The organism is Nocardioides sp., assembly GCF_041393715.1.
In the GTDB taxonomy this organism is placed as follows: Bacteria; Actinomycetota; Actinomycetes; order Propionibacteriales; family Nocardioidaceae; genus Nocardioides.
In genome coordinates this window covers 18,479-36,218 of the sequence record NZ_JAWKJQ010000008.1, presented here as the reverse complement: position 1 = coordinate 36,218, position 17,740 = coordinate 18,479, and the positions used below count along the sequence as shown (strand labels likewise).

At 71.7% G+C, this 17,740-nt stretch carries 20 protein-coding genes, 1 other RNA gene and 2 pseudogenes; 3 read left to right on the top strand and 20 right to left on the bottom strand.

Going from position 1 to position 17,740, the window contains the following annotated elements:
- From R2740_RS13650 to clpS, 5 genes are all read right to left on the bottom strand, one after another.
- Entirely contained in the window at nt 1–273 is a 273-nt protein-coding gene (locus tag R2740_RS13650; RefSeq protein ID WP_371303242.1) for a MoaD/ThiS family protein, read from the bottom strand.
- Nucleotides 273–731, bottom strand: coding sequence for a Mov34/MPN/PAD-1 family protein (locus R2740_RS13645; protein ID WP_371303241.1), 459 nt, complete (start codon nt 729–731; stop codon nt 273–275). The genes R2740_RS13650 and R2740_RS13645 overlap by 1 nt, the downstream gene beginning before the upstream one ends.
- Nucleotides 732–811: 80 nt before the next feature.
- Nucleotides 812–2,305: a hypothetical protein gene (locus R2740_RS13640; protein ID WP_371303240.1), complete on the bottom strand. Its 1,494-nt coding sequence runs from the start codon at nt 2,303–2,305 to the stop codon at nt 812–814.
- An 85-nt stretch (nt 2,306–2,390) separates the two neighbouring features.
- Nucleotides 2,391–2,975 carry a DUF2017 domain-containing protein gene (locus R2740_RS13635; protein ID WP_371303239.1) on the bottom strand — a complete coding sequence of 195 codons (585 nt, stop codon included), beginning with the start codon at nt 2,973–2,975 and terminating at the stop codon, nt 2,391–2,393.
- Entirely contained in the window at nt 2,972–3,211 is a 240-nt protein-coding gene (clpS, locus tag R2740_RS13630; protein ID WP_371303398.1) for an ATP-dependent Clp protease adapter ClpS, read from the bottom strand. The genes R2740_RS13635 and clpS overlap by 4 nt, the downstream gene beginning before the upstream one ends.
- 103 nt (nt 3,212–3,314) lie before the next feature.
- On the opposite strand from clpS, the gene R2740_RS13625 reads away from it, so the two are divergent.
- A complete protein-coding gene (locus tag R2740_RS13625) occupies nt 3,315–4,613 on the top strand; it encodes a nicotinate phosphoribosyltransferase (protein ID WP_371303238.1) in 1,299 nt (432 codons plus the stop codon).
- A 60-nt stretch (nt 4,614–4,673) separates the two neighbouring features.
- Here R2740_RS13625 and R2740_RS13620 read toward each other — a convergent pair whose 3' ends face one another.
- From R2740_RS13620 to R2740_RS13595, 6 genes and pseudogenes are all read right to left on the bottom strand, one after another.
- A complete protein-coding gene (locus R2740_RS13620; protein WP_371303237.1) occupies nt 4,674–5,108 on the bottom strand; it encodes an META domain-containing protein in 435 nt (144 codons plus the stop codon).
- 20 nt (nt 5,109–5,128) lie between these two features.
- Nucleotides 5,129–5,263, bottom strand: a complete 135-nt coding sequence (locus R2740_RS13615; protein WP_371303236.1) for an META domain-containing protein — start codon at nt 5,261–5,263, stop codon at nt 5,129–5,131.
- Nucleotides 5,264–5,519: 256 nt separating this feature from the next.
- Nucleotides 5,520–6,647 (bottom strand): annotated as a pseudogene (locus R2740_RS13610) (arginine deiminase).
- 135 nt (nt 6,648–6,782) lie between these two features.
- On the bottom strand, nt 6,783–7,004 hold the full coding sequence (locus R2740_RS13605; protein ID WP_371303235.1) for a hypothetical protein: 222 nt from the start codon (nt 7,002–7,004) through the stop codon (nt 6,783–6,785).
- Nucleotides 6,959–8,151, bottom strand: a pseudogene (locus R2740_RS13600) (amino acid permease). Before R2740_RS13600 ends, R2740_RS13605 begins: the two are co-directional and overlap by 46 nt.
- 273 nt (nt 8,152–8,424) lie before the next feature.
- On the bottom strand, nt 8,425–9,477 hold the full coding sequence (locus R2740_RS13595; RefSeq protein WP_371303234.1) for a lysylphosphatidylglycerol synthase domain-containing protein: 1,053 nt from the start codon (nt 9,475–9,477) through the stop codon (nt 8,425–8,427).
- Nucleotides 9,478–9,549: 72 nt separating this feature from the next.
- Between R2740_RS13595 and R2740_RS13590 the strand changes: the two genes are divergently transcribed.
- Nucleotides 9,550–10,125 (top strand): nicotinamidase, encoded by a 576-nt coding sequence (locus tag R2740_RS13590; protein ID WP_371303233.1) that lies wholly within the window; start codon nt 9,550–9,552, stop codon nt 10,123–10,125.
- Nucleotides 10,126–10,134: 9 nt separating this feature from the next.
- On the opposite strand, the gene R2740_RS13585 is transcribed toward R2740_RS13590, so the two are convergent.
- The gene (locus tag R2740_RS13585; RefSeq protein WP_371303232.1) at nt 10,135–11,106 is read right to left on the bottom strand and encodes an RDD family protein; all 972 of its coding nucleotides are present in this window, start codon (nt 11,104–11,106) and stop codon (nt 10,135–10,137) included.
- Between the two features lie 65 nt (nt 11,107–11,171).
- Nucleotides 11,172–11,708, bottom strand: coding sequence for a DUF1697 domain-containing protein (locus R2740_RS13580; RefSeq protein ID WP_371303231.1), 537 nt, complete (start codon nt 11,706–11,708; stop codon nt 11,172–11,174).
- 77 nt (nt 11,709–11,785) lie between these two features.
- On the opposite strand from R2740_RS13580, the gene R2740_RS13575 reads away from it, so the two are divergent.
- Nucleotides 11,786–12,367 (top strand): hypothetical protein, encoded by a 582-nt coding sequence (locus tag R2740_RS13575; RefSeq protein WP_371303230.1) that lies wholly within the window; start codon nt 11,786–11,788, stop codon nt 12,365–12,367.
- 12 nt (nt 12,368–12,379) lie between these two features.
- On the opposite strand, the gene R2740_RS13570 is transcribed toward R2740_RS13575, so the two are convergent.
- The 7 genes from R2740_RS13570 to ssrA form a co-directional block, all read right to left on the bottom strand.
- Nucleotides 12,380–14,143 (bottom strand): DEAD/DEAH box helicase, encoded by a 1,764-nt coding sequence (locus R2740_RS13570; protein ID WP_371303229.1) that lies wholly within the window; start codon nt 14,141–14,143, stop codon nt 12,380–12,382.
- Nucleotides 14,143–14,424 carry a DUF3039 domain-containing protein gene (locus R2740_RS13565; RefSeq protein ID WP_371303228.1) on the bottom strand — a complete coding sequence of 94 codons (282 nt, stop codon included), beginning with the start codon at nt 14,422–14,424 and terminating at the stop codon, nt 14,143–14,145. Before R2740_RS13565 ends, R2740_RS13570 begins: the two co-directional genes overlap by 1 nt.
- Nucleotides 14,425–14,474: 50 nt before the next feature.
- The gene (locus R2740_RS13560) at nt 14,475–15,047 is read right to left on the bottom strand and encodes a YqgE/AlgH family protein (protein WP_371303227.1); all 573 of its coding nucleotides are present in this window, start codon (nt 15,045–15,047) and stop codon (nt 14,475–14,477) included.
- 79 nt (nt 15,048–15,126) lie between these two features.
- A complete protein-coding gene (locus tag R2740_RS13555; protein ID WP_371303226.1) occupies nt 15,127–16,158 on the bottom strand; it encodes a DUF3048 domain-containing protein in 1,032 nt (343 codons plus the stop codon).
- A 297-nt stretch (nt 16,159–16,455) separates the two neighbouring features.
- The gene (locus tag R2740_RS13550) at nt 16,456–16,809 is read right to left on the bottom strand and encodes a cupin domain-containing protein (protein ID WP_371303225.1); all 354 of its coding nucleotides are present in this window, start codon (nt 16,807–16,809) and stop codon (nt 16,456–16,458) included.
- 41 nt (nt 16,810–16,850) lie between these two features.
- Nucleotides 16,851–17,264 carry an HIT family protein gene (locus R2740_RS13545; RefSeq protein ID WP_371303224.1) on the bottom strand — a complete coding sequence of 138 codons (414 nt, stop codon included), beginning with the start codon at nt 17,262–17,264 and terminating at the stop codon, nt 16,851–16,853.
- 65 nt (nt 17,265–17,329) lie between these two features.
- Nucleotides 17,330–17,701: a transfer-messenger RNA gene (gene ssrA, locus R2740_RS13540) on the bottom strand.
- Nucleotides 17,702–17,740: the final 39 nt, after the last annotated feature.

The window sequence follows — 17,740 nt, the reverse complement described above, 5'->3', positions numbered from 1 at the left end:
TCAGCCGCCGGCGACGGCCGGCAGGATGACGACCTGGTCGCCGTCTGCGAGGGTGGCCTCGAGGCCGCCCAGGAAGCGCACGTCCTCGTCGTTGACGTAGACGTTGACGAACCGGCGCAGGTCCTCTCCGTCGATCAGCCGCTCCCGGATGCCGGGGTGGTTGGCCTCCAGGTCCTCGATCAGCGCCGCGAGGCTGTCGCCGGTCGCCGGCACGGACTTCTCGCCCCCGGTGTAGGTGCGGAGGATGGTCGGGATCCTGACCTCGATGGCCATCAGGTGGTGCTCCTGTCTGCGTGCTCGCTCGCCTCGACGTCGTCCAGCACGGCGACCTCTTCCTCGGTCACCTCGCCGTCGAGGATCCTGTAGGACCGAAACTCCACCGGCCCCTCGTTATTCCCACATTCTCGCGTGCTGACCAGCACATAGTGGGCACCGGGCTCCTGCGCCAGGTTGATGTCGGTGCGGCTGGGATAGGCCTCGGTCGCGGTGTGGGAGTGGTAGATCACGACCGGCTCCTCGTCGCGGTCGTCCATGTCCTTGTAGAGCTGCAGCAGCTCGGTCGAGTCGAACTCGTAGAACGTCGGGCTCCCGGCCGCGTTGACCATCGGCACGAACCTGGCCGGGGTGTCGCTCCCGGCCGGCCCCGCGACCACGCCGCACGCCTCGTCAGGGTGGTCGCGGCGCGCATGGGCCACGATCGCGTCGTACGTCGTCCGGTCCAACCTCAGCACGACAGCCAAGCCTACGGGCGGGATGGCTGCCGGCGTGGGAGGGGCCAGCATGCGGGTCGCGGTCGGGCCGCCGCGTCGCCTCAGCCCGGGGTCACCCGGGCCACGCTCAGCTCTCCGGACCAGCCGCCGAACAGGTTCCACTCGAAGTGGTAGTCGCCGGACGCGGGGATCTGCCAGACGTCACCGTCGGGGGCGACCACCTGCCCGTCCGGGCCGACCAGCGCGGTCAGCTCGCTCACCTGGAGCCCGTCTGCGGTGGCGGTGGGCCGCACCACGTCCCCCGCCGTCGCGGTGAAGGTCTGCCAGACCCACTGCCAGGAGTAGCCCTCGGTCGAGACCGCCGTGGGCGCAGCGTCCAGAGCGGTGGCGACGACGACCGGTCGGGTGAACTGCACGCTCTTCGAGCCGGGGCCGTCCCCCACCACGAGGTGGTAGACGCCCGGCGCGGGGTCGGGGTGCCTCGGGTCGAGTGGCTCGCGCAGGTCGGTGTCGTCGGGGTCGTAGAACCAACCGAAGCCGCGGAAGAACTCGTCGGAGTGCAGGGTGAACGGCTGGCCGGCCGGGATGTCGATGGACACGACGGCCACCGACCCTGCGTCGGGCAGCTCGAACGTGGTGGCCGGCGCGTCCAGGGACGCGGTCAGCTCCAGCGCCGGCCTCAGCCGGATCGGCCCCGGGTGGTGGTCGGTGACGCGCACGGTCACGCTGCCGTTGCCGTCCAACCGGTAGATCGTGGGGCCGGAGATCTCGCGCGGCACGAGCCAGGGAGCCAGCGGCTCACCCGACGCGGTCACCAGCTCATGGGCGGTGAGGGAGGCCGTGTCGACGAACGGCTGGCCCGGCTCACCGGTGAACCGCACGTCGACCAGCTGCCCGGGAAGATCCGGAACCGGGTCGATGGTGTCGCCGAGCTGTGCCGTGACCTGCTTCGGGGTCGAGGCATACAGGGGGTGGCCGCCCGACTGGGAGCCGGGGAACGTGATCCGGTAGTCACCCTCGGCGTCGGCCACGAAGTCCCGGCTCCACGACCGGTCGAGAAGCAGCGAGCCGTCGGGCGCCGTCACCGACATCCGCTGTTGCCAGCCTCCACCGAGGCTGACCCGATCACCTGCGGACGCCGCGACGAGCACCGTCACGAGCGGCTGCGGCCCCTCGATCAGCACACCGCCGGCGTCGTTGAGCGCCACCCGATAGGACTGGGGGGCGGGAACGACCGCGACCGCGGTCGCGCGCAGCCGGTGCCGGGTGGCAGGGAGCCTGACGCGGATCTTGACGCCGGCGCCCGGCATCCCCTTGGGCGGAGTGCCACGGAACCTGCCGGACGAGAGGGCGAGGTAGCCCAGCCCATGCCATTGCCCCGCTGTCCGCATCTCCAGACGAACGCGCCCGTTGCCGGCGTACGACGTGGTGCCTGCCGCGATCAGCTGCCGACCGCCAGCATCGGTCTTCTTCCAGTGCAGGCGAAGCGTGATGCTCGGGCGCCACCCGGCCTCGGCAGCCGCATGTGCGGGAGCATCAGTGAGGGCCGGCCCGAGCAGGATCGTCGCCACCAGCGACACGATCAGTCGTCGCATGTCTCCCCCGTGATCTCGGCCTGGCGCCGCCATGATCACATCGGAAGCCAGCCCCCGTCGGCCGAATCACGAAATCGGTGGCGCGCTATCCGGTCAGCGCCGCGACCAGGGTCTCCTGGAGGTAGCCCACCCAGTCGTAGATGTCGTGCGCCTGGGCCCGCGGGTCGTCGTCGGGGAGCGACATCCAGTAGTCCTCGTCGTCCTCCTCGACGCCGAGCCGGGTGGCCAGGGCGAGCCGGACGTCGGTCAGCGAGCGCATCCAGGTCTCGGCCTCACCGGGCGAGAGCTCGACGTCGATCATCAGGCCGCTCTCCTCCAGGGTGGGCGGCAGCCCGGCCTCCTCGAGGCTGTCGATGATGGCCGAGGCGGCACCGGCCTTGCCGTCGCGCAGCGTGCCCTCGGTGAAGCGCCGGAACTCCGCGGCGGCCTCCTCGTCGTCGGGATAGGCCGTGGGGAAGAGCCGGCGCAGCACCGGGTCCTCCGGCTCGGTGGTCGGGCCCGAGAAGTCGAGCATCGCCTCCAACGGGTCGCCGATGTCGGCGACGACGGCGCGTTCGTTGCGCAGCAGCTCGACCAGCTGGGAGGCCAGGGAGCGGAGCAGGTCGGCCTCGAAGCCGGAGAAGGTGGCGATCACCTGACCGCTCGCCAGGTGGCGCGCGAAACCGCTCACTCGTTGCGCTCCATGGTCGCCCACAGGCCGTACTCGTGCATGGCCTGCACGTCGCGCTCCATCTCCTCGCGGCTGCCGGCGCTCACCACCGACCTGCCGTCGTGGTGCACCTCGAGCATCAGCTTCTCGGCCTTGGTCTTGTCGTAGCCGAAGTACTTGCAGAAGACGAACGTCACATAGCTCATCAGGTTGACCGGGTCGTTCCAGACGATGGTCACCCAGGGCTTGTCGAGCATCACGATCTCGTCGGGCGTCAGGTCCTGGTCCAGGGTCGGGTCGACCTCGACGGGGCTGGCGGCTGACACGCCCCCATGGTGGCACACGCTCTAGCCTGGGCCCGTGACCACGAGCGGATCGACGGCGCTGCTGACCGACCACTACGAGCTGACCATGCTCCAGGCCGCACTGGCCGCCGGCACCGCCTCGCGGCGCTCGGTGTTCGAGCTCTTCCCGCGACGGCTTCCCGAGGGTCGGAGGTACGGCGTGGTGGCCGGTGTCGGCCGGGCCCTGGACGCGATCGAGCGCTTCCGCTTCGACGACGAGGTGCTGTCGGTGCTGCGCGCCGGCGAGGTGGTCGACGAGCCCACGCTGGCCTGGCTGGCCGACTATCGCTTCGGCGGCCACGTGTGGGGCTATGCCGAGGGCGAGGCCTACTTCCCCTACTCCCCCGTCGTGGTCGTCGAGGGCACCTTCGCCGAGGCGGTGCTGCTGGAGACGCTGCTCCTCTCGATCTACAACCACGACTCGGCCATCGCCTCGGCCGCGTCACGGATGACGACCGCCGCGGCCGGGCGCTCCTGCATCGAGATGGGCTCGCGGCGCACCCACGAGGAGGCGGCGGTGGCGGCCGCCCGGGCGGCGTACCTCTGCGGGTTCACCGCCACCTCCAACCTCGCCGCCCGCGAGCGCTACGGCGTCCCGACGGCCGGCACCAGCGCCCACTCCTTCACGCTCCTCCACGACAGCGAGGCGGAGGCGTTCCGCGCCCAGGTGTCCTCGCTCGGGCGGGGCACCACGCTGCTGGTGGACACCTACGACATCGAGGAGGCGGTCCGACTCGGCGTCGAGACCGCCGGGCCCGAGCTCGGCGCGGTGCGCATCGACTCCGGCGACCTGGGGGTGCTGGCCGTCCGGGTCCGCCAGCAGCTCGACGCGCTCGGCGCCACCCGGACCCGGATCCTGGTCACCAGCGACCTGGACGAGTTCGCGATCGCGGCGCTACGGGCCGCCCCCGTCGACGGCTATGGCGTCGGCACCGAGCTGGTCACCGGCTCCGGCCACCCGACCTGCGGGTTCGTCTACAAGCTGGTCGCGCGCGCGGACGACGACGGCGTGCTGGTGCCGGTGGCCAAGAGGTCCCACGACAAGATCAGCATCGGCGGCCGGAAGTTCGCCCTCCGCCGACGCGATGCCGCAGGTGTCGCCGAGGCCGAGGTGGTCGGCATCGGCACGCCGCCGGACAACGACGGCGACGACCGGCCCCTGCTGGTCGAGCTGGTGCGCGGAGGCGAGGTGGTCGGCCGGGAGCCGCTCGAGACCGCCCGCCAGCGGCACCTGAGCTCGCGGGAGGAGCTGCCCGTCGCCGCCCGGCAGATGTCCCGGGGCGAGCCGGTCATCGAGACGATCCATCTCCCCTAGGTGCAGGTCGCCACCCCGACGACCGCTCGGGCTGCTCCGTGGGTCCGGGACCCGCCCGGCTCAGCGGACCTGGATGACGAGGCCGACGTCGCCCTTGGTCACCACCAGCACCTTCCCGTCGGTGTCCACGGCGTCCGCGGGCCCGTCGAGCACAGCCAGCACCCGGCGCTCGGTCTCGCGCGTCGGTTCCGGGCAGGCTCGGCGCGTCGTGGTGGTGGGCCCGAAGACCAGCACACCGCCGTCCGCCCGGACGACCGTTCGCCCACTGTTGCATCCAGTGCCGAGCCGGGCGAGGCCGTCGGCCCCGACGTGGAGGCGCGGCACCCCGGCCGAGCGGGGCACCCGTTCGGTGGCGCCGTCGAGAATCGTGCCCACGACGGTCCAGGTCCGGCCGAGGAGCGCCTCCAGGTCGGGGGACGTGGTCTGTGCGACGAGCACCATGGTGTGGTCGTCCGAGGCGAGGGTCAGGGTGTCGCCGTCGAGCGAGGCCGACATCCCGCGGGTCAGCAGGGTCGTCAGGAGCTCGTCTGAGCCGTCAGCTCCGGCGTGCACGCCATCCGGGTCTGGGCGGGCGCGCCGGTCCAGGCGAGGACTCCGTCCTCGACGGCGTGCGCCCCGAAGATCGTGTTGCAGCCCGCCGAGACCGACATCGTCCCTGCTCGAAGAGCATCGTGACCGAGGCGCCGTCAACGAAGCCGTCACCGTCGAGGCTCGTGGACACGTACGCCGCGCCGAGGTCGTCGCTGGTGACCTCGGTCGTGGCCTGGATCGACGAGGACGTCGTCGGCGACTCGCTCAAGGTGTCGGAAGAGCCGGTGGTGGAGTCGTCGGAGCCGCAGCCGGCCAGTGCGAGCACTAGAGCCGCGACCGCGACGCCCCCTGCTCGTCTCACTGGTCGTCTCGGCATCAGAAGTCCACGGGCTCCCGAATGATGGGGCAGGTCATGCAGTGACCGCCGCCGCGCCCGCGGCCGAGCTCGGCCCCGACGATCGTGATCACCTCGACGCCGGCCTTGCGCAGCAGGGTGTTGGTCAGGGTGTTGCGGTCGTAGGTGAAGACCACGCCCGGCTCGAGTGCGACGGCGTTGTTGCCGCTGTCCCACTGCTGGCGCTCGGACTGGTAGACGTCTCCACCGGTCTCGATCACCCGAAGACTGTCGAGCCCCAGCCCGCGGGCCACCACGTCGACGAAGGGCGTCGAGCCCTCATCGACGACCTCCACGCCCGGCGCCGTGTCCGCCGGGAGCAGGCTGAAGGTATGGACCGCGTCCATGATCGTCGGGTAGAGCGTGACGATGTCGCGGTCGGCGAAGGTGAACACGGTGTCGAGATGCATGGCCGCGCGCAGCGGGCATGCCGGCCACGATCACCCGCTCGGCCGCACCTTGGGCGAACAGCGCCGCCGCCACCTGGGTGATCGCCTGCCGGGAGGTCCGCTCGCTCATGCCCATCAGCACCACGCCGTTGCCGACGGGCATGATGTCGCCGCCCTCGAAGGTGGCCTGGCCCCAGTCCTGGTCGGGGTCTCCCCACCAGACGGTCGACCCGACGTAGTCGGGTGGAACTCGTAGATCGCCTTGTAGAGGATCGTCTCGTCCTTGCGCGCCGGCCAGTAGAGCGGGTTCATCGTGAGACCGCCGTAGAGCCAGCAGGTGGTGTCACGTGTGTAGAGCGTGTTGGGCAGTGGCGGAGGAGGCTACTCGCGCGCCGGTGGACTCCCGGGCCAGCGAGACGTAGCCGGACCGGAAGTCCTCGGGCAGGTCGTTGACGGCCATGCCGCCGATCAGGAACTCTGCCAGCGCCTTCGGCTCCAGCGACTCCAAGAAGGCGCGGGTGCCGTCGACCAGGCCGAGGCCGACCTGGTTGGGCACCACCTTGCGATCCAGCAGCCACGACCGCGCTTCGGGATGGCCATCGTCTGGGCGACGAGGTCGTGCAGCTCGACGACCTCGACCCCACGCTGGGTCATCTTGTTGACGAAGTCGGCGTGGTCACGCTGCGCGTTCTCCACCCACATCACGTCGTCGAACAGCAGCTCGTCGTTGTTGCTCGGCGTCAGCCGCCGGTGGGCCAGTCCCGGTGAGCACACCAGACCCAGCAGCCGGCCCACCTCGAGTGGACGCCGTAGGTGGCGGAGACGGGATCAGACATGGGGTCCCTTTCTAGAGGCTCAGAGAGTGATGGCACCGGACCACAGCCCGACGACCCCGACCACGGCGGCGGCCACGATCAGGACGAAGAGCGCGATCTCGGTCGGGGAGAAGATGCGGCGCCCCTGCTCGCTGCGCGCCTTGATGTAGAGCAGGGTGAGCGGGGCCAGGATGATCGTGCACAGCAAGAGGTACTTCACGCCCGCCGCGTCGAACAGGAACAGCACGTAGGCCGTCGCCACGCCGGCGATGATCGACTCCCGACGCCGGGTCCGTCGGTCGACCTCCTCGTAGGCGTCGCCCGTGAGACCGAGCTTGAGGGCTGTAGGCGGCAGCCAGGGTAGGGGATCAGGGACAGGCTGGTCGCGAGGTCGAGCAGGAAGTTGAGGGCGTCGGTCACGACCAGCGTGAGCGCCAGCACCCCTTGCACGGCCAGCGAGGTCACGACCAGCGACGTGATCGGTGTCCCGTTCTCGTCCTCGCGGCCGAGGAAGGCGGGCAGGTCCTCGTTGCGTGCCGGGATGTACATCACCTCGGCGGCCATCAGCGTCCAGGCGAGATAGGCGCCCAGCACGGAGACGATGACGCCGACGCTGATGAACGTCTCACCCCAGTCGCCGACCACCGACTGGAAGAGTCCCACCATCGAGGGCTGTCGGGTTGCTGCGATGTCGGGCTGCGGCAGCACCGCAAGCTCGACAGGGTGACCAGCGCGAAGATCGACAACACGCTCAGGAATCCCAGCACCGTTGCCTTGCCGACGTCCTCGCGACGTTTCGCGTAGCGGGAGTAGACGCTGGCGCCCTCGATGCCGATGAACACGAAGGTCGTGATGATCATCGTGTTGCGGACCTGCTCGTCGAGGGTGCCCAGGTCGCCGTAGCCATAGGCGGTCCAGTTGGCCCGGAAGACCTCGGAGTCGAAGTTGACCAGCAGCACGACGATGAAGACCAGGATCGGGATGATCTTGAAGATCGTGACGATGCGGTTGACCACCGCGGCGTCCCGCACGCCCCGGGCGATGAGGTAGTGGAAGAACCACACGCCCACCGTCGAGAGACCTGCGGCGAGCACCGTGTCACCGTCCCCGAACGCGGGGAAGAACGCCCCGAGGGTCGCCGAGATGAAGACCCAGTAGAAGGCGTTGCCGGCGACGGTGCCGGCCCAGAAGCCGATGGCCGAGTTGAAGCCGGCGTAGTCCCCGAAGCCGGCCTTCGCGTAGATGAACACACCGGAGTCGAGATCCGGTTTGCGGATCGCCAGGTTCTGGAAGACGAAGGCCAGCATCAGCATGCCGGTGCCCGCGATCGCCCACGCGATCAGCGACCCGAGGATGCCGGTCGCCACGCCGAAGCGCGCGGGGAGGGAGAACACCCCGGCCCCCACCATGCCGCCCACGACCATCGCGGTGAGGGTGGGGAGGCTCATCTTGGCAACGGTGGACTCCGCCGCGGTGTCGGTAGCACTCATGTCAGGACCAGCTTCCGTGGGTGAACCTGGATCCGGCCTCGACCGGACGAACCTGTGCCATGGTGGCGTGCACGTGGACGCGCCCCCTGTCCCGAGGGTCAGCATAGGGCTCCCGGATGTCGTGTCCAGCGACGCCTGGTTGCGGCTCGGTCCGCCGGCAGACCTGCGCCCCGACCTCGCCCACCGGCACGCTCAGGACGACGCCGTCCCGCTCCCGCCACCCGAGGCGACGCTCCGCCGCCACAAGACGAGGGCGCCGAGGCCCATCAGGACGGGCAGCCCGACGGTGAAGACCCGCCAGACCAGCAGCCCGGCGACGGCCGTCGCCTCGATCGGGGCGCCGCCCTCCTCCACCAGCGCCGCCAGGATGAGCGCGTCGACGATCCCGATGCCGGAGAACGGGAACAGGGTGAACGGATAGGCGAACAGATAGGCGATGGCGATGCCGACCAGCCCGACGGCCGCGGTCGAGAGCCCGACGAAGCGAAGGCTCAGCACCAGGACGGTGTAGTCCGCCGCGAGCAGGCCCGTCATCGCCAGCAGCGAGCGCCCGAAGCCGTACCTGAAGGTCGCGGAGATGTCGTGGCGGAACGTCCGGCAGGCCTCCGCCCATGCCTCGGGGTCGACCGACCGTCGCACCCTCTTCGCCCACCGCCCCGCCGTGGTGCCCACCGACGTCGCGAGCGACTCGCTGCGCAGCACGAGGAACACGGCGACCGTGATGCCGACGGCGATGGCGATGCTCAGCACCTCCGCCTTCCGCAGGCCGGCCGGCCGGTCGGTGGCGGCGAGCAGCACGAAGCCGAGGGCCGGCGCCGAGAAGCGCACGATGTAGAAGGTGAGCGTGTTCATCAACGTCCCGGCCACGCCCTTGGCCGCGGGGACCCCCCACGAGGTGAACATCGCCACCCGGAGCGCCAGGTCGCTTGGTGGCGGCGCGATCGCGGACATCAGCACGGCCCCGAGGTCGTTGATCGTGGCCCGCACCACCGAGACCCCGCGGATGTAGAAGGCCAGCGGCATCCCGTTGAGGACCTGACGGACCGCCACGACCGCGACGAGCACGAGGGGCTGCCACCACGCGAGCTCTCCGAGAGCACGCCCCACCGCATGCCAGTCGATCCGACCGACCAGCCGCACCATCACCACCGTGATCGCGAGCGCCACGACCAGCAGCCCGACCCGGACCAGCCAGGCGCGGCGCCCGGCGCGGCCCTGCTGCTCGACTGCCTCGACGGGTGCCAACCCACGCTCCTCGTGATCGTTGCGCCGCTTCGCCAGAGAGCCTAGGCCCCGGGGAGGCAATAGGCTCGGGTCATGAAGCGCGCGTTGATCGTGGTCGACGTCCAGAACGACTTCTGTGAGGGCGGGTCGCTGCCGGTGACGGGTGGGGCACAGGTCGCCCACGAGGTCGGGACCCTGCTGCACCGCTGGTCCGCGGGCGGCCCCGACGCGCCGCCGTACGCCTACGTGGTGGCGACCAAGGACCACCACATCGACCCGGGCGAGCACTGGTCGCGAGAACCCGACTTCGTCGACTCCTGGCCGGTGCACTGCCGGGTCGGCACCGACGGGGAGGCGTTCCACCCCAACCTCGACCCGCAGCCGTTCGACGCGATCTTCCTCAAGGGCGACCACGAGGCGGCCTACTCCGGTTTCGAGGGTCGGGAGCAGTCGGGGTCCGGGCTGGCCGACTGGCTGCGGGCGCACCAGGTGACCGAGGTCGACGTGTGCGGGATCGCCACCGACTACTGCGTCCGCGCCACCGCGCTCGACGCCGCCCGGGAGGGCTTCTCGACCCGGCTGCTGACCCGGATGTGCGCGGGCGTCGCGCCCGAGACGACGTCGGCCGCGCTCGCCGAGATGGCCGAGGCCGGCGTCGAGCTCAGCTGACCGCGCGCCTCAGCGCGTGCGGACCACGTTGGTCTTCGCGATCTTGTCGTGGATCGCCTGCCGGTGCGGGTCCCACAGCGGCCAGAGGCCGTCCAGCGGCGTGTAGAGCGCCGCGAGCGACCCGACGAGCGGGATCAGCGAGAACAGCGACGCGATGTTCTGGCCCAGCCAGCGCATCAGCACGGTGCTCCACGACAGGGGTCCGGGCGCGTCTCGCAGCCGCACCTTCAGGCCGAGCGCCATCTTGCCGGGGGTGGCGGCCCGCCAGCGCAGAAACCCGACGTGGTAGACGAACCCGATCACGATCGCGATCACGACGACCACGGACAGCTCGGGCCGGACCTGGTCGGCGAACGACTGCGGGTCGGGGGCCTGGCCGCCCTGCTCGGCGGCGTCGATCGACGCGTTGATGAACTCGATGTAGGCCGAGACGATGCGGCGCCACCAGGGCATCCCGATGAGGAAGCCGAGCAGCCCGGTGATCAGCCCGTCGATGACGTAGGCGCCGAACCGGCGCCACCACCCCGAGAGCCGCTCCCCGTCGGGGGTGAAGTCGCGCGGGTTGGCCCACGGTGTGCCGAAGGGCGGCGCCCCCGGGTAGGGCGCGGGCGGGTACGGCGAGCCGGGGTAGGGCTGGCCGGCGTACGGCTGACCGGGGTAGGGCTGTGGGGGGTAGCCGCCGACCGGCGGCTGGCCCGGGGCGACCGGGGGCGGGCCGGCATGCGGGTCGGTGCCGAACGGGTACGCCGCCGGGGGCGGCTGGGTCGGCGGGCTCGACGACCCCGGTGCGGTCGGCTCCGGCGCCGTCGGTGCGACGCCGTACGGCGCGGTCTGCTGGTCGGTCGACCCCGTCGGCGGAGCCGCGGGCTGCTCGGGGGCGGCCTGCACGTGCTGGGTCCACCGGGTGCCGTCCCAGTAGCGCACCACGCTGGTCCCGCTCGACATGGGATCGGGGTACCACCCCGCCTGCATCTGGCTCATGCTCCGATGCTGTCACGCGCCCCGCGCCGCGGGGCGGCGAACCTCCGCAGCACCCGGGTCGCCGTTCAGCACCAGCGCGCGGCGAGCTCCCGGAGAACCCGGATGTTGCGGTTGGTGGCCACCCCGGCTCGACGCTCGACGAGGTCGTTGGTGAGCGTGGCCTGCTGATAGCTCTCCTGCTCGAGGATCATGTGCACGGCCCGGCCACGCACCCGGACGTGCTCACCCTCGGCGGCGTGCGAGCCGAGTCGGTCCGCAGCCGCCTTCGCCGGCGCCTCCTTGAGCAACGAGACGTACTGCCGCGCGCCGCGGACGTCGGCCTCGAACTCGTCGGCGTCGGCCACGATCCCCCTGAGCTCGGCCGGTGTGAACGCGATCGTCGGCACCTCGAAGCCGCGGTCGGCCAGGAACGCTCCCTCCAGGGCCTGCTCCACCGTCCGGTGCGAGCGCCTGCCGGTGGTCACCCGCAGGTTGCCGGTGTTGATGTAGGTCTCCACGTCGGTGCAACCGGCGGCTTCCGCCGCGGCCTTGATGGCGTCCTTGGGGAACTTGCGGGTGGCCCCGAGGTTGATGGCCCGCAGGAACGCGACGTAGGTCGGCATGGGCGTCATCCTGCCCGATCGGGCGCGATCCTGCGGATCGCCGGACACGGTCCCGCGGCCCGGGGATACTCCGGGGAATGAGCTTCTCGGGCGACCCGGCGTCCGCCGGACCACATGCCTACGCCGTCCCCCCGGCGTACGCCGCTCCGCCGCCACGACGGGCCGGCCGCAGGGGGCCGCCCCTGTGGCTGGGGGTCCTGGTGCTGCTGGCCGGCCCGGCGGCCTATCTCGTCGCGCTCTTCCTGGTCATCGGCCCGGCCCTGTCGGGCGCCGCGGAGGGCGTGACCGCCCACGGCCGGGGCAAGGCGTTCCCGGTGCGCGGCGACAGCGACTACATCGTGGTCTCGCCGCAGCGGCCCGCCTCCTGCACCGTGCGGCTGCCCGACGGCAGCAAGGTCGCACTCAGCCACGGGGTCCGCGAGAACCATCCGGTGCGGTTCGACGGGCAGGTCTACTACCCGATCGGCTACTTCGACCCCGTCGAGGACGGGCGGGCCAAGATCACCTGCTCCGACCGCGTGCCCCTGGCCACCATGCGCTGGGAGGGCGACGTGGGCCAGATGGTGGCCATCGCCCGCTACGGCGGCTACGCGGCGGGCGCCGCCGTGCTCCTCGGCATCGTGATGATCGTGCTCCGCCGGAGGCGGCCCGCCTGGTGACCTCGAGTCGCCTCAGGAGGTCTGGCGGGTCGCCCACTCGCGCAGCCGGTCGATCCGGGCGGTGAGCTGGGCGGCGTTGGCGACCGCGGCCGGGGGGCCGCCGCACTCCTTGCGGAGGGCCGCATGGGTGAGGCCGTGCGCCTGGCCGGTGCGGTGGTGCCAGGCGGCCACCAGGCCGTTGAGCTCGCGACGGAGCACGGCGAGCTGCTCGTGGGTGGCGACCTCGGTGAGGGCGTCGGCCTCCCGGGCGACGAGCTCGTCGCGGCGCCGGGCCCGCTGCCGGTGGCTGAGCAGCTCGCGGACCTGCTCGGGCTCGAGCAGGCCGGGGATCCCGAGGAAGTCCATCTCCTCCTCCGAGCCGACGTGCACCTCGCCCTCGTGCCCGAAGGCGGCCCCGTCGTAGAGCACGTGGTCGAACCTCGCCTGCGACCCGAGGGCCTCGAAGGCAGACCCCTCGTCGTCGGGGCCGGCGTCGCCCGCCTCGGCACGCGCCAGCAGGTCCTGCTCGGCGGCGAACAGGTCGTCCTCGTCGGCCACCCGTCGGCCCAGCGCGTGGTCGCGCTCCACCTCCATGTCGACGGCGAAGGACAGCAGGGTCGTGACCGACGGCAGGAACACCGAGGCGGTCTCGCCGCGCCGCCGGGCCCGGACGAACCGGCCCACCGCCTGGGCGAAGAACAGCGGGGTCGCCGTGGTGGTGGCATAGACGCCGACCGCGAGACGGGGCACGTCGACACCTTCGGACACCATCCGCACCGCGACCATCCAGCGGGACTCACCCTCCGCGAACCCGGCGATCTTGCGCGAGGCGCCGCGCTCGTCGGAGAGCACGACCGTGGCCTTCTCCCCGGAGATCTTCTTCAGCAGGGTGGCGTAGGCGCGCGCGGAGTCCTGGTCGGTCGCGATGACCAGCCCGCCGGCGTCGGGGACGTGCCGGCGTACCTCGGAGAGACGACGGTCGGCCGCTGTCAGCACCGCCGGGACCCAGGACCCCTGCGGGTCGAGCGCGGTCCGGAGCGCCTGCGCGTGCAGGTCCTTGGTGAGCGGCTCGCCGAGCCGTGCCGCGACCTCGTCGCCGGCGCGGGTGCGCCACTGCATCTCACCGGAGTAGGCGAGGAACATCACCGGGCGGACCACCTGGTCGGCGAGCGCCTGGCCGTAGCCGTAGCTGAAGTCCGACACCGAGCGAGGGATGCCGTCGGGGCCGGGTGCGTAGGTCACGAACGGGATCGGGTTGACGTCGGAGCGGAACGGCGTTCCGGTGAGCGCCAGCCGGCGGGTGGCCGGGCCGAACGCCTCGAGCACCCCCTCGCCCCACGACAGCGCGTCGCCCGCGTGGTGCACCTCGTCGAGGATGACCAGCGTCTTGAACCGCTCGGTGCGGATCCGCAGCGCGAGCGGGTTGACGGCCACGCCGGCGTAGGTGACCGCGATGCCGACGAAGTCGGAGGAGGTCTTGCCCTTGCCTGCGGAGTACGCCGGGTCGAGGGGGATGCCGGCCCGGGCGGCGGCCTCGGCCCACTGGACCTTCAGATGCTCGGTGGGCGCGACCACGGTGACCCGCTCGACGACCCGCCGCCCGAGCAGGTCGGCGGCCAGCGCGAGCGCGAAGGTGGTCTTGCCGGCACCGGGCGTCGCGACGGCCAGGAAGTCGCGGGGCTGCCGGGCGGCGTACTCCTGCAGGGCCTGGACCTGCCAGGGTCGCAGCGAGCGTGGCTCGGGCGAGGCCGCGCGCGCGGCAGAGCCACCCGGCGACCGGGTCGTCGGGGAGGGCATCAGGCGTCGGAGCCCCCACCGTCGCCGTCGCCGCCCGGCTTGAGCGACTCCCAGATCTCCTTGCACTCCGGACACACCGGGAACTTCTCCGGGGCGCGGCTCGGCACCCAGACCTTGCCGCACAGCGCGATCACCGGGGTGCCCATCACCATCGCCTCGGTGAGCTTGTCCTTGGGGACGTAGTGGCTGAACCGCTCGTGGTCGCCGTCCTCGGTCGGCAGCGTCCGGCGGTCCTCGAGGGTGTCGGTGCCGGGCGTGAAGCCGATCGTCGGGTTGCTCACGAGGGTCGAGTCTAGACGCTTCCGCGGGGCGCCCGGACCAACGGCGCGGGTCAGTTGAGCTCGGGGTCGGCGGGCCGCGTGGAGTGCCAGGCCAGCTGGCCCGGCTGGCGGCGGAGCACGTCGCGCCGCAGGTCGGAGGGGTCCAGTCGGAAGACGTCGGGGGCCTGGGCCGCGACGACGTACCAGCTGCCCTCCTCGACCTCCGCCTCGAGCTGGCCCTCGCCCCAGCCGGCGTACCCGGCGAAGATGCGCAGTCCCGCCAGCGAGCCGTCGACCAGCTCGACCGGGGTGTCCAGGTCGACGATGCCGAGGCGCCCGTGCACCGGCCGGAAGCCCACCGGCTCGGCGTCCGCGTCGCGGAGCAGGCCGACCGCCAGCGCACCCTGGGTGCTCACCGGGCCGCCTTGGAAGAGCACCTCGGGTTCGTCGACCACCTCGCTCCACGCGTCGAGCACGGCGGTCACCGGCACCCCGCTCGGCCTGTTGAGCACCACGCCGAGGGCGCCGTCGCCGTCGACGTCGAGCAGCAGGACGACGGTGTCGGTGAAGTTGGGGTCGACCAGGGCGGGCGTGGCCAGCAGCAGCATCCCCGCCGCCAGGGTCCCCCGCTCAGCGGCCGTCATACCGCCATGATGCCCAACGGGCGGGCGCGACAGTAGACCGGTGGGGGTGAGGCGGACCTGGCAGGCCCCTCGCCCGGGCTCAGCGGAAGGTGACGCTGCCGTTGGAGAACCGCGGGTCGCCGCCCGCTGCCGGGACCAGCTCGATCCAGGTGTGGCCGGCCGGGACGGGCAGGTCGCCGGCCTGGGTGGAGAGCTGGACGGGCGCGTCGAGCGCGGACTTGCTCCAGGTGCCCCGCACCAGGCGACCACCGTGGAACAGCATCGCCGGGCCCTGCCCGACGAACTTCGACTCGGGGACCGGGTTGCCGGCCGGGTCGCGGTAGCCCGCGTCGCCCACCTGCACCCGCAGCACCAGCACCGTGTCGGCCGGGAACTGGTCGTCGGCCGCCGCGTTGGTGTTGGTGTTGACGTACCCCCCGTTGCGGTAGGTCCAGGCGGTGGAGTGCCCGCCGGAGAAGCTCACGTCGATCGTCGTGGCGGCCTTGCCCCGCGGCAGGTCGTCGGCGCTGCCCCAGGGGAGATAGTCGGCCGGGCGGGCAGGGGGCACGGCCGCGGTCTTGGCGATCGTCGTCAGGTCGGCCATCACGTTGTAGGGCGCCGAGCGGTCACTCGCGCGGGAGATGCCGGCTGCGCCTTCTTCGTAGAAGTCGATGCCGGCGCCGCTGATCTTGTTCTTGGTGACGGCCGCGGCGCCCGAGGTGACGATGGAGGCGTCGACCGGCGAGACGATGCCGACGTCGCTGGCCCGCATCGAGCGGACCGGCCCGACCTGGTCGGGCAGCTGGGAGTAGTAGAAGACGGCCAGCCGGGTCAGACCGCCCTCGACCAGCTCCTCCACCACCATGTCGGCGGAGCCGAGGCCGACCTGGGGGGCCGCCGAGGTGGTGTTGTCGATCTTGGTGACGATCACGGGATAGGGCTGCTCGACGTCGTCGTCACCGGTCGCCTCGAGGCCCGTCAGGGGCCAGGTCGCGGTCAGCGTCTCGCCGGGGGTGACGCTGGGTGAGACGTCCGACGGGTCGGCTGAGGGCTGGTCGTCGCCCCCACAGCCGGCCAACAGGGTGCCGGTCAGCACCAGGGGGACGACAGCGGTGAGGCTGAGGCGTCGCACGGTCGCTCCGTTCTGGGTCGGGGCGACCGTCGTGTGAGCGGCGGCCCGGTCCTGCGGGCGCGCGGACGGCCCGTGGCCGCAGCGCGAGACCAGTGTGAACCCCGGGCCAAGCCGAACGCGGCAGGCGCGCCCGTGGGGTTGGCTTGGCCCGGGGCGCTGGAGCCGACACCGTGACGCGTCGGTCGGGCGCCCGGTCGCCCCCGTGACCCCAGGGTCCGTCCACCTTGCCAGCAAACTGCCGACGTGGTCCAGATGCCGTCCACGGGCGGCGGGACGACGCCGGCGGGCCCTCGCCGCTCAGCCGGCGACGTAGATCTTGCGCAGCGGCGTGGTCACCGTCCACTCGGTGCGCTCGCCGGCGTGCAGTCGGACGGCCACGCCCGGCGTGAGCGCGACGCTCGTGCCGTCCTCGAAACGCACCTCGCCGGCGCCGCTCAGCACCACGAACACCTCGTCGGCCTCGGTGTCGCGGGCGCTCCCCTCGCTCATCTCCCAGACACCGACCTCGACGTCGCCGAGCTCGGCCAGCGGTCGGACGGCGGCGGTGGGCGAGCCGGCCAGCACCTCCTCGGCCGGCAGCGGCTGGTGGTCGAGCGCGGCGGTGAGCAGGGCGGAGCCGAGCACCCGGCCCGGGTCGTGCGCAGGAGTCATGGGGCGCATCGTGCCACGGCGGGCGCGCGGTCTCCGGCCGCTCAGGCGAGTGCGTCCCGCAGCCGCTGGGCGTACGCCGGCGCCTCGTGGTCGGCGTACTTCGTGCGCGGCCAGAAGAAGCCGCGCAGACCGTCGCCCTTGGTGCGCGGCACCACATGGCAGTGCAGGTGTGGCACCGACTGCGACACGGTGTTGTTCATCGCCACGAACGACCCCTGCGCACCCAGCCCGTCGAGCATGGCCGCAGCCAGCCGCTGCTGCTGCTCGACGAAGCCGTCGCGCAGGTCGGCGGGCAGCTCGGGCAGGGTCACCACGTGCTCCCGCGGGACCAGCAGCGTGTGGCCCTTGAACACCGGACGGACGTCGAGGAAGCCCACGAAGTCGGGCGTCTCGAGCACCACCTCGGCCGGGGTCTCCCCCGCCGCGATCGAGCAGAACAGGCAGCCGTCGACCATGGACCGACCCTAGACCCGGGAGCGCGACGAGGGCCGCTGCCTGCCGGCAGCGGCCCTCGTCATCATCGTGGAGCTGGCGGGAATCGAACCCGCGTCCTCGAGCGTCGAACCAGGTCTTCTCCGGGTGCAGTCAGTGGTGACGTGTTCTCATCCCCGGCGCTCGCACTGACACGTCGCCGACGGGATCAGCCGCAGAAAGAGTCCCGGTCATCCCCTACGGCAGGGAGTGACCAGCGAGTCCCCTAGATGAGGCCTGGGTCCGGGACGGAGACAGATGCCCGGTCAGACCCTTCGATCACCGCAATCAGGCGGCGAGAGCGAAGTCAGTGCGCTTAGCGTTGGCACTTGTGGTTTCCAGCGGTCGTTAACGAGATGTCGCTGGCTCCTCGACCCGCTTCTCCTGGAACTAACGTCCCCAGTCGAAACCGATCAGCCCCTCTTGAGTTGTGTGGTCAGTCTACCCGGGTCAACGGTCT